At 68.8% G+C, this 12,930-nt stretch carries 13 protein-coding genes; 7 read left to right on the top strand and 6 right to left on the bottom strand.

The features are described 5' to 3' along the window. Positions 1–7 precede the first annotated feature (7 nt). On the top strand, positions 8–1,051 hold the full coding sequence (locus tag L0M17_RS18630; protein ID WP_241055878.1) for a zinc-dependent alcohol dehydrogenase: 1,044 nt from the start codon (positions 8–10) through the stop codon (positions 1,049–1,051). Positions 1,052–1,081: 30 nt separating this feature from the next. Here L0M17_RS18630 and L0M17_RS18625 read toward each other — a convergent pair whose 3' ends face one another. The 3 genes from L0M17_RS18625 to otnK are packed head-to-tail and all read right to left on the bottom strand — an operon-like array spanning position 1,082 to position 3,907. Continuing rightward, positions 1,082–1,885 carry a hydroxypyruvate isomerase family protein gene (locus L0M17_RS18625; RefSeq protein WP_241055877.1) on the bottom strand — a complete coding sequence of 268 codons (804 nt, stop codon included), beginning with the start codon at positions 1,883–1,885 and terminating at the stop codon, positions 1,082–1,084. Positions 1,886–1,928: 43 nt separating this feature from the next. Beyond that, the gene (locus L0M17_RS18620) at positions 1,929–2,618 is read right to left on the bottom strand and encodes a class II aldolase/adducin family protein (RefSeq protein ID WP_241055876.1); all 690 of its coding nucleotides are present in this window, start codon (positions 2,616–2,618) and stop codon (positions 1,929–1,931) included. Next, entirely contained in the window at positions 2,615–3,907 is a 1,293-nt protein-coding gene (otnK, locus tag L0M17_RS18615) for a 3-oxo-tetronate kinase (RefSeq protein WP_241055875.1), read from the bottom strand. Before otnK ends, L0M17_RS18620 begins: the two co-directional genes overlap by 4 nt. A 152-nt stretch (positions 3,908–4,059) precedes the next feature. On the opposite strand from otnK, the gene L0M17_RS18610 reads away from it, so the two are divergent. The 6 genes from L0M17_RS18610 to L0M17_RS18585 all read left to right on the top strand — a co-directional run bounded on the left by L0M17_RS18610 (position 4,060) and on the right by L0M17_RS18585 (position 10,723). Beyond that, positions 4,060–5,028: a 3-hydroxyacyl-CoA dehydrogenase family protein gene (locus tag L0M17_RS18610; protein ID WP_241055874.1), complete on the top strand. Its 969-nt coding sequence runs from the start codon at positions 4,060–4,062 to the stop codon at positions 5,026–5,028. A 19-nt stretch (positions 5,029–5,047) separates the two neighbouring features. Next, a complete protein-coding gene (locus tag L0M17_RS18605; RefSeq protein WP_241055873.1) occupies positions 5,048–5,893 on the top strand; it encodes a DeoR/GlpR family DNA-binding transcription regulator in 846 nt (281 codons plus the stop codon). A 189-nt stretch (positions 5,894–6,082) separates the two neighbouring features. Then, positions 6,083–7,402, top strand: a complete 1,320-nt coding sequence (locus L0M17_RS18600) for an MFS transporter (protein ID WP_241055872.1) — start codon at positions 6,083–6,085, stop codon at positions 7,400–7,402. A 248-nt stretch (positions 7,403–7,650) separates the two neighbouring features. Then, positions 7,651–8,937 (top strand): four-carbon acid sugar kinase family protein, encoded by a 1,287-nt coding sequence (locus L0M17_RS18595; protein WP_241055871.1) that lies wholly within the window; start codon positions 7,651–7,653, stop codon positions 8,935–8,937. Beyond that, positions 8,934–9,944 (top strand): 4-hydroxythreonine-4-phosphate dehydrogenase PdxA, encoded by a 1,011-nt coding sequence (gene pdxA / locus L0M17_RS18590; protein WP_241055870.1) that lies wholly within the window; start codon positions 8,934–8,936, stop codon positions 9,942–9,944. Before L0M17_RS18595 ends, pdxA begins: the two co-directional genes overlap by 4 nt. Before the next feature lie 8 nt (positions 9,945–9,952). After that, positions 9,953–10,723: a DeoR/GlpR family DNA-binding transcription regulator gene (locus tag L0M17_RS18585; protein WP_241055869.1), complete on the top strand. Its 771-nt coding sequence runs from the start codon at positions 9,953–9,955 to the stop codon at positions 10,721–10,723. Here the strand turns inward: L0M17_RS18585 and L0M17_RS18580 are convergent. The 3 genes from L0M17_RS18580 to L0M17_RS18570 all read right to left on the bottom strand — a co-directional run bounded on the left by L0M17_RS18580 (position 10,717) and on the right by L0M17_RS18570 (position 12,774). Continuing rightward, positions 10,717–11,178: a hypothetical protein gene (locus L0M17_RS18580; RefSeq protein WP_241055868.1), complete on the bottom strand. Its 462-nt coding sequence runs from the start codon at positions 11,176–11,178 to the stop codon at positions 10,717–10,719. The two genes, L0M17_RS18585 and L0M17_RS18580, sit on opposite strands and share 7 nt — an antisense overlap. A 30-nt stretch (positions 11,179–11,208) precedes the next feature. Continuing rightward, the gene (locus tag L0M17_RS18575; protein WP_241055867.1) at positions 11,209–11,652 is read right to left on the bottom strand and encodes a DUF4383 domain-containing protein; all 444 of its coding nucleotides are present in this window, start codon (positions 11,650–11,652) and stop codon (positions 11,209–11,211) included. 117 nt (positions 11,653–11,769) lie between these two features. Continuing rightward, a complete protein-coding gene (locus tag L0M17_RS18570; protein WP_241055866.1) occupies positions 11,770–12,774 on the bottom strand; it encodes a LacI family DNA-binding transcriptional regulator in 1,005 nt (334 codons plus the stop codon). Positions 12,775–12,930: the final 156 nt, after the last annotated feature.

Below are 12,930 nucleotides of genomic sequence, written 5' to 3'. Positions count from 1 at the left end.
GGCCCCCATGCGGGCAGTAGTGAAGACCGCAGCCGAACGAGGTGCCGAGTATGTCACCGATGCCGGCGACCCGAAAGCGGCAGAAGGGTCTGTTGTGCTCGAGGTCGGCGCTGCTTCCCTGTGCGGCACCGACCGCGAACTCTACGAATGGACCCCCTCTGCCCAGGCCTTCAACCTCGACCTCCCGGTCGTCCTCGGGCACGAAGGGGCAGGCACCGTCGTGGAGGTCGGGCCGGGGGTCTCGGGACTGCGCGTCGGCGATCGGGTCGCCCTCGAAAGCCACCTCGCCTGCGGGCAGTGCTTCCCTTGCAGGACGGGGGACGCCCACACGTGTGAACGCACCAGAATCGTCGGAATGCACATCGACGGCGTGTTCGCCCAGTACGCCGCTGTGCCTGAGGACATCTGCGTCAAGCTACCAGCTGGGCTGCCGCTCGAATCCGGGGCCCTGCTCGAGGCGGCTGGCGTCGCCGTCCACGCCGTCCAGCGCGCCGGGTACGCGGTCGCCGGACGGGCCGTCGTCGTCAGCGGTGCGGGGCCGGTCGGCCTGGTCGTCGTCAAGCTCGCACTGCTCATGGGAGCCGCCTACGTCGTCGCCGTCGATCCCAATCCGTTCCGGCGCGCGCAGGCCGAAAGGCTCGGCGCCATCGCGCTCCAGCCGGACGGCGGCGTCGTCGAGCGCTGCCGCGAACTAACAGGGCGCCGCGGAGGCTTCGACGTCGCCTTCGAGTGCTCGGGGGCCCCGGGGACTCTGACAACCCTCTTCGAGGCCGTCCGCCGCGAGGCAACGGTAGTAACGGTCGGCCACCCCAGCCGCCCCGCCGAAGTCGACATCGCCGCGTACATCAACAAGAAGGGCATCACGCTCCGCGGAATCTTCGGACGCCGGCTGTGGGAGACGTGGGAACAGTCCCTGCTGCTCCTCGACTCGGGGCGGCTCGAACTCGACTGGCTCATCACCCACCGCATGAAGCTCAGCCAGATCGACGAAGCCGTCGGGCTGCTCACGGGAGACGCCTGCAAGGTCCTGCTCCTGCCCGGCTTGGGCTGAGCTGGCGGCTTGGGCTGAGCCTGCGGCTCGCTAGGCGAGCCACCCGAGGGCGACGGCGGGGTCTTCCGGGAAGTACTCGAGGCCGACGGGCCCGTCGTAGCCGGCTTCCCTGGCCGCGCCGAGCCAGGTGCCGAGGGGCAGTTCCCCGCTGCCCGGGTGCCCGCGCCCGGGCGCGTCGGCGATCTGGACGCGGACGAAATCGCGGGCGTATCGGCGGATGACGTCGATCAGGTCCTCGTCGCTGTGGCTCAGGTGGTAGAAGTCGGCGAGCATCCCGATCGCCGCGCTCCCGGTTTCGCGCACCTTCTCGACGATCCGCATCGTCGCCGCGGCAGTGGTGAGGGGGTAGGAGGGGATCCCGCTGAGCGGTTCGAGCGCGACGCGCGCACCGATCTCGCCGGCCTTGCCCGCGGCGAGCGCCAAGTTCGCGACGCCTGTCCGCTCCTGCTCGTCGGGACTCACCCCCGCAATCGCGAGCCCATACATCGGGTTGAAGGCGCGCACTCCGAGCCGCTTGCCGAGACGGAGGGCGCCATCCATTGCCGCAGCGAACTCGTCCTCGCGCCCGGGCTGGCAGGTGAAGCCACGTTCGCCCCTGCTCAGGTCTCCACCGTAGAAGTTGAGCAGGCCCACCCGGACGCCTGCCTCCTCGACCGCTGCGACGAGCTCGTCTGCCTCCCGCCTGGTGGCCTCCGGGCCACGGTAGGGCCACCACAGTTCGATCTCGTCGAACCCTGCGGCCGCGGCCGCGGCAGGCTGCTGCAGCAGGGGCAGATGGGCCAGGACACTCGAGGTGTTCAGGGCCAGGCCAATTCCGTCGCTTTCGACAGGCATACTTCTCTCGCCTTCTCGGGATGTCAGCCGGATCGCCTCCGACTCAGGACTGAGCGGGAGGAACCGCGAGGGGTTGGCCGAAGGTCCAGTGCCGCCCGTACTTCCCCGCGAGACGCACCGCGGTCTCCTCGTCGAGCAGCCGCTTGGGGAGGCCAGCGGTGCGCAGGAGGGTGTCGCAGGCCTGTTCGAGTTCGACGGCGGTGTCCACGGCTTCCGCGAGGTCGCGGCCGACCGTGATGGCCCCGTGGTTCTGCAGGAGGACGGCATGGAGAGGGTAAGGGATCGCTTCGATCCAGTCGGCCTGGCTCGGGTCGCCGGGGTCGGCGTAGGGGACCAGAGGCGTCTGCCCGACCCGCATCACGAAATAGGGGGTCAGCGGCGGGATGGCGCTCCACTCAGTCCAGGGCTCGAGGCAAGAGACGGCCATGGCCGCGGGGGAGTGGACGTGCACGACGGCATTCGTCGCGCAGTCGCGGCGGTAGAAGGCACGGTGGAAGGGGAACTCCTTGGACGGCCGAGGTCCCTCCTGCAGGTTCCCCTCGAAGTCGAGGACCGAGAGGGATGCGGCCTCGAGGCTGCCGAGGTCCGATCCCGTGGGCGACATGAGCAGCCGGTCGCCGTCGCGCACGCTGAGGTTGCCGGCAGACCCGCGGCTGAGGCCATTGGCGGTCAGGCTCCTGCCGGCCAGCACGAGCGCTTCCCGAGGCCCTGCCATAGCTTCTGAGCTCGTCACTTCTCTTCGCTTCCTTCCCCGGGCTGCGCGGCGCCCTCGAGGGCCGACCATGCTGTGGTGAACATATCGCGCTCCCCGAAGTTCCCGGACTTGAGGGCGAGGCTGAGGCTGGTGCCGTCGGCAGCGATGGCGTTGGCCCAGGCCACGCCCGGGCTGATCGCGGGGCCTATCCGGAGGGCCTTCACCCCGAGTTCCTGCACAACCCGCCCGGAGCTCTCGCCCCCGGCGACGATGAGTTCGCGAACCCCCTCGCGGACCATGCCGACGGCGATCGCGGCCAGGGCCTGCTCGACGAGCGCGCTCGCGGTGTCCCTGTCCTGGGCCAGGTCGTCGACGCTCTCCGCGGAGAACACGAGGGGGACGGCCGAGGGCTCGTGGGACCAGAGGTCCCGCGCCCAGTCGATGATCCGCCCAGCCTCGGCCGCCACATCGTTGCGGAGAGCCTCCAGATCGAGCTTCCGGAAAGGCAGGAGGGCCTTGCCGGAGGCGATCTGCTCGCGGGTTCGCGCCGACGCACTCCCGCAGAGGACGGCCCGCCGACCGGGAGTGCGGGGTATGCGTCTGGCCTCCGCCTCGTCCCCAGCCGGGATGCCGAGGGCGAGGCCTGAGCCACCCGTGATGACCTTGAGGCCCTCCGCGGCCTCCATGATGGTGGCGAGGTCGTCCCTGTCGATGGCATCCACGATCACGAGTGTGGGCCGCTCTCGGCCTGTGGCGATGAGTCCGAGCAGTTCCTCGCGCAGGGCTTCGCTGCCCTTGTGCACGGTCTGGAGTGGGACGAGGGAGACCTCGCTCTGCGTCTGCGGCTCGAGGAGGCGCGCAAGGCTCGAATCGCGCATCGGAGTGAGCGGGTGTTCGCGCATCGGGCTCTCGTCAAGCGGGTCGCTCCCGACGAACAGGCGGCCCTGGTACACGGTCCTCCCGGTGTCCGGGAAGCTCGGCACGACGACGCTGCCCGGCTCCCCGAGCCGGCCCAGCACTGCGTCGATGACGGGGCCGATGTTCCCAGATGGTGTGGAGTCGAAGGTGGAACAGTACTTCACATAGAAGCGCTCTGCTCCGGCCGCCAGAAGTGCCTCGAGCGCGGCGAGGGACTGCCCGACCGCGTCCGCGGGAGGCGCCGTGCGTGACTTGAGCGCCACCACGAGCACGTCCAGCCCCTCAAGCTGCTCGATGTCGCCGCGGCTGGGGACGCCGAAATGGACGGCAGCCACGAGGCCACGGCTGACGAAGGCCGTGGCGAGGTCGGTGGCGCCGGTGACGTCATCGGCTATGCAGCCCCATCTCATCGGCGGGCTCCTTTGTTCGGGGATCGTCTGCCCATGTTGTCATGTGTGAATCGATGGAACGAAACTTGACGGTCGTGTGAATCGGGCATAGCGTGCTGCACATCACAGATGAAGGCTTGGTGGGCGGCCGCGAGGGCCGCTGAGAGGAATCCATGAACGCATCAGAGAAGGCCATCCAGCGAGTCGCGGTCGTCGGCTCCGGGTACATGGGCGGAGGCATCGCCCAGGTGCTCGCCCTGGCGGGCCGCGACGTCGTGCTCGGCGATGTTGACGGCGAGCGCGCTGCCCAGGCGCGCGAGCGCCTCGTCGCGCAGGCCGGCCGTTTCGAGGAGGACGGTCTGTTCCGTGACGGCGCGGCAGAGGAGATCGCAGGGCGTCTCAGCGCTGCGGAGAGCGTCGAAGCAGCGGTCGAGGGCGCCGACTACGTGACGGAGGCCGTCTTCGAGCGCCGCGACGTCAAGGCCGAGGCCCTCTCCCGGATCTCTGCCGCGGCTCCGGCCGAGGCGGTCATCGGCTCCAACACGTCGGCGATCCCGATCGCGGAGCTCGCGCAGTCCGTCGTCGGCCCCGAGCGCTTCCTGGGCGTCCACTGGATGAACCCGGCCCCGTTCATCCCCGGCGTCGAGCTCATCCCGCATCCGGGGACCGTCGAATGGGCGATCTCGTCGTCGGAGAACCTGATCCGCGAGGCGGGCAAGCAGCCTGGCCAGGTTGCGGATTCGCCCGGCTTCGTCGCCAACCGGCTCCAGTTCGCCCTCTTCAAGGAGGCCGTGCGGATGGTGGAGGAGGGGCTCGCGACCCCGTCCCAGATCGATACCGTGGTCAGCAACGCCTTCGGTTTCCGGCTGGCCCTCTTCGGCCCCTTCGCGATCGCCGACATGGCGGGGCTGGACGTCTACGACATGTCCTACGCGAGCCTCGAGGCCGAGTACGGTGAGCGTTTCACGTCTCCGGGCATGCTCCACTCGATGGTCGAGAAGGGACGTCTTGGCCTCAAGTCCGGCGGCGGCTTCCTCGACATCCCGGCTGAGGAGGCACCGGATCTGGTTGCATATCGGGACAAGGCCTACGCGGCGCTGAGCGCACTGCGCAGCGAGCTCGGGCCGGCCCCGGCACTCTAGAGACGAGCGGAGACCGACCATGACCGAAGCACCGATGCCCGAAGAGGGGATTCTCATCCCCGACCAGCGGCGGGAGAAGCTCATGCGGGCCCTGCGACGCGACCATGTGCTCAGCGTCGCCCAGCTCACCGAGCTCCTGTGCGTGTCCCACATGACCGTTCGGCGCGACATCGCCGTGCTCGAGCGGGAAGGACGCGCGGTCTCGGTGCCCGGAGGCGTGCGCTTGGCCAGCGGCATGCGTCGCGAGCCGGCGTTCGGGGACAAGACGGCCTCCGAGCGGGACGAGAAGGCCGCCATCGCGGGGGCCGCCGCGGGGCTCCTCTCCGACGGCATGGTGCTCTACCTCGACGCCGGCACCACCACCGGCGCCCTCGTTCCCGCGATCCGGGAGCGGCAAGGCATGACGGTCGTGACCAACGACTTCGCGATCGTCGAGCAGCTCACCGACGCCCCCCATGTGGAGACCATCCACACGGGGGGCCGGCTCGAACACTCGAACCGTTCCGCCGTCGGCAGTCTGGCAGGGGAGATTCTGCGCCGCATCAATACGGACATCGCCTTCATCAGCGCCAGCTCGTGGGACCTCCGCCGCGGAGTTACCACGCCCACGGAGTCGAAGGTCCCCGTCAAGACCGCCGCCGTCGAATCTGCCTCCACGGCCGTGCTCATGGCCACGAGCAGCAAGTTCGGCACTTTCGGAATGTACGACGTCTTTCCGCTCGAGCGGTTTGACCGCATCATCACCGACGCTCGCCTGCCCCACGCGGCGGCAGACGGCATCCGCGACCTCGGGGTCGCCCTCGACCTCCCCTCATCGGCCGAAGCGCCGAGGGAAGCCACGGCCTCCGAGCCGCACGGGGCCTAGCCCCAGCACTCGCAGTTCGGATCCGGGACAGCACCACCGCAGCACCCATGCCCTTGGACCGACGGCGCCGAACGCGCCGTCCGGCCCTGCTCGCGTCCAGCCAAAGGCGGGAGTCCCAGGCCCTGCAGGAGTCTCCTGCAGACATCAGGATCTGCAGGAGACACCTGCAGACAACCAGAACAGGACGACATGACAGAAACGGCTCAACGAGGAACCAAGACCCGCAGATTCACCCTGCCGTCGCTGCGGTGGTGGATGTTCGGGTTCTTCGTCCTCGTCATGGTTATCAACTACATCGACAGGGCGTCGCTTTCGATCGCGATGCCGCTCATCGGCAAGGAATTCCACCTCACCCCGGCCATCGAAGGCCTGCTCCTGAGCGCCTTCGGCTGGACCTACACGCTCATGCAGCTGCCCGGCGGGTGGCTCGTGGACAAGATCAAGCCCCGCAAGATCGTCACCGGCAGCCTCATCGGTTGGGGCATTGCTGAAGGCCTCACCGGCCTCGCAACCGGCGTCACGGCCCTGTTCGGCATGCGCATGCTCCTCGGCGTGTTCGAGGGACCGGTCCAGAACGGCGCCAACACGTCTCTGACCCGCTGGCTCCGGCGCAGCGAGCGGGCCCGCGGCAGCACGCTCGTGGATGGCGGCGGCCCCCTCGGCACCGCCCTCGGCGGCCTCCTGATCACCGGCCTGATCATCGGCCTTGGCACCTGGCGGCTGGCCTTCGGCGTCGTCGGTCTCATCACGGTGCTCATCGGCGTCATGGCTTGGCTTTTCATGCGCAACGATCCCGCCTCGCACCCCCTCATCCGCGACAAGGAACGCGAGTACCTCGCGGCCATCGACACGGAGGTGGCTCCGAGCGCAAAGCGCACGGCAGCGGACTACCTCCGCTCGCGCAGCACCTGGCTGCTGCTCGCCGCGTTCTTCGGGTACGACGCCGTCGTCTACGGCCTGCTCACCTGGGCCCCCAGCTACGTGAGCCAGCAGCAGCACGTCTCGACCGCCCTCATCGGGGCGTGGACCTTCGTGATCTTCGGTGTTGGATTCGTTGGCGAGATCTTCGCCGGCCAGCTCGCCGACCGTCTGATCCGCCGCGGCGCCAAGCCCAACCGCGTCTTGCGCTGGATGCTCGGGATCGCCGGCTTCGGGGTTGCAGTTGCCATCCTCCTGGTCAACGTCGTCGGCTCTCCCATCGCGGCCCTGCTCCTGATCAGCGCGGCCAACTTCTTCCTGCGCTGGGGCGGCCTCTACTGGGCCGTGCCCGCTCGGATCGCCCACCCGGGCGACGTCGGGAAGATCAGCGGTGCGATGAACTTCTCCGGCAACGTCGCGGGCATCCTGATGCCGATCCTCATCGGCCTCATCGTGCAGGCGACCTCGAGCTTCGCCGTGGTCTTCATCGTGTTCGCGATCGCGGGGGTCATCATGGCCCTGTCCTCGATCGGCATCCACTACGGTGACGCCCCCGAGGTCCCGGTGCCGGCCACGATTGCTGAGGGCTAGGAACCGTTCAGCGGCCTTGGGCTGCTATCCCAAACCCTGATGCCACGGCGCCCAGAAGGGAACTTCTGGGCGCCGCAGCGCGTCCGGGGGACTGATGCTGGAGGGTATGCGCGCTCCTCTGCGTGGAACGCGCATAGATATCCGGCAGCATGATCGTTTGACCTTCCTATATGCGTTGTGTGAGCATAAAGATGCACACAATGTGCAAACGCTGCAGCACTCTCCAGCTGCCGAAAGGTCTGCTCCTGATGCCCGAGCTCGTCATCGTTGCCGACGATCTGACCGGCGCCGCCGATTCCGCCGTCGCCTTTGCTGCGCATTCGCGCACCGCCGTAGTCACCAAGCCCGAGGCGGCGTGGCCCGAGGCCGACGTCATTGCCGTCTCCACCGAAAGCCGCTACCTCACTGCTCGAACCGCGCAGGGCCTTGCCCGGGCTGCGGCAGGGCAGGCGATGCGCTCGGGATCGCGCGTGTTCAAGAAGATCGACTCGCTCCTGCGTGGCAACATCGGGGCCGAGGTGGCCGGAGTCCTCGAGGCGGTCTCGGCCGCCAGGCCGGCTCTGGCCGTCGTCGCTCCCGCCTTCCCGCGCACCGGACGCACGACCATCGAAGGCGTAGTCCACGTGGACGGCGTGCCTCTGGCCGTAGAGGGCGACGTCGCGAGGGCCCTGGGCGTTGCAGGCCTCACCACGCGCCTCATACGGCGAAGCGATTGGCGGGACCGGGAGTCCTTGGCCGGGCTGTTCCGGGCTGTGGCGGAGGCAGGAGTCCACGCCGCTGTGGTCGACGCCACCGAGGAGGAAGACCTCGCTGCGATCGCCTCGGCTGCCGAAGCACTGGGGCAAGAAGGCGTCCTCGTCGGAACGGGAGGAATCGCGGCGCACATCGGCCGTGAGCGGCATGACTCGCCGACAACGAGTGCAGGCGAGGGGTTGCCGCTGCAGAACGCCTTCACGAGAGAACGCTCAGCCGGCGCTGGACCCCTGGTCGTGATCGGCAGCTATTCCCAGATCGGCCGGGGCCAGCTGAAGCACCTCATCGCGAACGGCGTCCGCCACGTCGAGCTTCCGCCGCTGGCGGAGGACGACGACGAACGGGACCCGAGCGCGGCCCTGCAGCAGGCGCTCGCCGTCGGCGCCGCGGTCCTCACACCCTCCCTCGCCGATCCGCTGGACAAGTCGCAGGCCGCACGGGTCTGCGCCGCTCTCGCGACCGCGGCCGCAGCTGCGGCGGACTCCGCCTCGGCCCTCGTCGTCTCGGGAGGCGAGACGGCCGCCGCGGTGCTCGAGGCCATCGGAGCCCCGCATTTCTGGCTCCGTGCAGAGCTCCTGCCCGGCGTGGTCCTCGCCGACCTGCCGGGCCACCCCATCCCCTTCGTCCTCAAATCCGGGAGTTTCGGAGACGCGCAGACGCTCTCCGCCGTCGTCGGACGCCTCTCGCACCCACAAGCAGCTGTTCCCACACACGCCAACCGCGCGCACGCCAACCCCACACACGCCAACCCCACGCAGGCCAACAAGGAGCAGAACTCATGAGCCTTCCCATCGTCGCAGTCACCATGGGCGACCCCGCCGGCGTCGGCCCCGAGGTCATCGCCAAAGCGATGGCGGACGCCGGCGTGCACAAGCATGCCCGTGTACTCGTCATCGGCAGTCTCCACAGGATCCGCAAGGCCATGGACGTCGTCGACAGCCCGCTCTCAGCGCGTGCCATCACCTCCGTCGCGGAGGCTGCATTTGAGCCCTCGACGATCGACGTCCTCGACATCCCGGGCCTCGACCCCGAGCTCCCCTGGGGCCAGCTTTCGCCGGAGGCCGGTCACGCCGCCTACCTCTACGTGGAGAAGGCCGTGGAACTGGCCCTCGCGGGGGAGATCGACGCGATCTGCACGGCCCCGCTGAACAAGGCCGCACTCCACGCGGCCGGTCACAACTACCCCGGGCACACCGAGCTGCTTGCCGAGCTCACCGGAACCCCTGAGGTTTCGATGATGCTCACGGCCCCTCGCATGCGCGTCATCCACGTCACCACGCACATCGGGCTCGTGGACGCGATCGCCAAGATCGACGGACCCCTCGTCTACCGCACGATCCGGCGGGGCTACGACCTGCTCGTGCGGGCCGGCATCGAGAACCCGCGCATCGCCGTCGCCGCCATCAACCCCCACGCAGGCGAGAACGGACTGTTCGGCCACGGCGAGGAGGCGGAGAAGATTGCTCCCGGCATCGCCCAGGCCCAGGCGGAGGGGATCGACGCCCAAGGGCCGCTGCCCGCCGACACCCTCTTCTTCAAGGCCGGCCGCGGCGATTACGACCTCGTCGTGGCGATGTACCACGACCAGGGCCACGGCCCGGTGAAGGTGCTCGGGCTGGAGAACGGGGTGAACATCACGGTCGGCCTCCCGGTAGTGCGCACCTCGGTGGATCACGGCACCGCCTTCGACATCGCCGGGAAGAACCTCGCGGACCACGCGTCGATGCTCGAGGCGCTCAAGGCTGCCGTCGACCTCGCAGGAGAGCGGGCAGCTTCCGCGGAAGCGTAGCCCAGGCGATGAATGCCAGCGGACGCCGCTCCCGGATCGCCGAGACCCTTGAGGCCCGCCCCGCGACCGTCGAGGAGCTCGCCGACGAATTCGCGGTCTCGCCCTCAACCATCCGGCGTGACCTGGACCGGCTCGTCGCGAGTGGGCGGATCCTCCGTACCTACGGAGGAGCCGCCCCCGCCGGGGCCGGGAGAGAACAGAGCCTGAGGGAACGGGAGCTGGTCGCCGGCGAAGCGAAACAGGCCATCGGGCGCCACGCCGCCTCCCTCGTGGCGCCCGGCTCGGTCAACATCCTCGATGCTGGCACCACCGTGGGGATGCTCGCGCGCTGCCTTTGCGCGCGCTCGGACATTACGGTGATCACGAACGGAATGACCACCGCAAGGACCCTCGAACACGCCGAAGACGTTGAACTCGTGATCCTCGGAGGGCGCCTGCGCCACATCAGTTCGGGAACCGTGGGACCCCTCGCGGAGGCGGCACTTTCCACCCTGACGGCCGACGCCGCGTTCCTCGGCGCCGATGGGGTGAGCGCCGAGCGCGGACTGAGCGAGCAGACGGACCAGCAGGCGTCCCTCAAGCGTGCGATGGTCCGGGCGGCCAACGAGCTCTACGTCCTGGCCGACGCCACCAAGCTCGCCGCCAGCTCGGCCCACTGGTGGACGCCCATCGAGCGTCCCTGGACTCTCATCACGGACGCCGCGGCCTCGGAGCGCCAGCTCCAGCCCTTCCGCGACAGCCCGCACATCACAGTGGTCATAGCCGAGCCCGGTCACTGAGGGCCCGAGTTCCTCATTCGCCCGCGGACGCGAGTTCTGCGAGTCGCCGCGATGGCCAGAAGGGCGGTGAGCAGCGCTGCCGTGAGATGGGTGACCACCAGCAGGTGGGGGTCCATCGACAGCGAAGCTCCCCCTGCTCCGAGGCTCGGCACGGAGACCGGAGAGCCGTGGTGGGCATGGCCGGCGGAGGGGAAGAGCGGGCCGTCCGGGCCGGCCAAAGCGGTGAAGAGGAGATGAAGGGCCTGCTGCAGGAGACCGCTGCCGACACCCAAGGCCCACGGCGGGAGTCCAGCGCGGACCGCAGCCGTCGCGAGCAGGCTCGCGACGGCTGCGAGAGCCACGAGGACGGAGAACGGCGGGGCCGCCCCGCCAGAGACGACGTGCGCCGCGAGGCCGAGCCCGACTGCCGCCGGGCCCAGAATGAGCGCGCTGCCGCGGCCGTATGCAGCGCGCAATGGATTCGCCTCCACGCCGCTGGGCACCGCTTAGCGGCGTCCCACAACGGCCCGACGGCCGAGCGCGAGGCCCACCACCAGCATGCCAACGCCGAGGACGAGGTGCAGGAAGTTGTCGGCCCAGTTGACCGGGACAAAGTTCGCTCCGGTGTCACCGGTGAAGATGAGGCCGTAGACGAACAGCACCAGATAGATGGCGCCGCCCCACGTCAGATAGGACTTGGCCGTTCCCGCTGACCGACCGAGGGCCAGACCTGCGATGCCGAACAGGAGGTGGACGATGTTGTGCAGAACGGAGACCTGGAACAGGCCGAGGAGCATCGCCTGCGAGCCGTGGCCGGCAAAGCCGAGGCTTCCGACATTGGTCGTGATGCCTGGGACGAATCCGAGGATCCCCACGACCAGGAACACTGCCCCCACTGCCGTGGCGGCGAGCTGGACGGGCGTGCGATGAGTCGTGACTGAGATGGACATGGTTGCTCCCTTGCTCGTCTTCCGGCAGCCGCCTTGCGAGGCTGCCGGTGCGGGGTGCCCGCACAAGCTCTTCGGAGCCCTGACGAGAGTGGATTGGTTGCGGAACCGGGAGCTTGGCTAGGCAGCAGCCGGCGGCGCTGTGGTCGCGCGGGGGATGAGCCTGGTCGGCATCTTGAGGTGGGTTGCCTCGGGAGCCTCACCGTTCATGAGGGCGACCACAAGATCGGCCGCCGCAGCCCCGATCTGGCCCATCGGCTGGCGCACCGTGGTAAGCGGGAGCGGATAACGCGAGGCCTCGGGGACGTCGTCGAACCCCACAACAGAAAGGTCGCGCGGAACCTCCAACCCCAGTTCCCGCGCTACTTCAATGAGGACAAGGGCGGAGAGATCGTTGGCGGCGAAGACCGCCGTCGGCCGGTCGCCTCTGGCGAGAAGGCGCTGGGCGGCTTCTCGGGCACACTCCCGTTCGTAATTGCCGACGACGACGCGCGCCGGGTCGAAGGGAAGTCCGGCCTCGCTGAGCGCCTGCCGGTAGCCGGCCTCCCTTGCGGCGGCCGAACGAAGGTCGGAGCGGCCCGCGACAAACCCGATGCGCCGGTGGCCGAGGCGAATCAGGTAGCTCGTGGCATTCCGGGCGCCGCCGAAGTTGTCGGTTTCGACGGTCGGCAGTTCGGCGTGGCCTGTGTGCGGGTCTACGGCTACGACGGGAACGTCGGCATGGACGTTCACGACTGTGGGCGTCACCATGATCGCGCCGTCGATCAGGGTGCCGCTCAGACGGCTGAGCGAACGGCGCTCCCAGCCCTCAGCCGAGAGGTGGTGCGAGCCGCTGTAGGCGAGGAGATCATAGCGGGAGCCGCCGAGCGCGGCGCCGACGCCCTTCAGGATCTCGGCGCTGAAGGGTTCGAACCCTGCTACCAGAACCCCGATGACGCCGGTCTTACCGGAGCGCATGCTGCTCGCGACCAGGCTGGACTCATAACCGAGCGTGCGCGCAACCTCGAGGACGCGCTCCGTTGTCTCGACAGCCACGCCGTACCGGCCGTTGACCGCCTTGGACACCGTTGAGACCGAGACGCCAGCCGCTTTGGCCACGTCATGGATGGTGGGACGCGCCTTCATATGCCCCGAGCGTACGGGAAAGAAACCGTTTTCGAAAACGTTTGACGAGATTCGTCATGCTTGGAAAACTCAGGCCTCAGTCAAATTCCTTTCAATCGCGCCGCCGCCATTCTTCACTGAGGTACCCAGCAAGACCCGAACACAAAGGAGTATTCA

Origin of the sequence: Sinomonas terrae (assembly GCF_022539255.1) — a bacterium.
GTDB classification, from domain to species: domain Bacteria; phylum Actinomycetota; class Actinomycetes; order Actinomycetales; family Micrococcaceae; genus Sinomonas; species Sinomonas terrae.
This window is presented reverse-complemented; position numbering and strand designations above follow the sequence as displayed.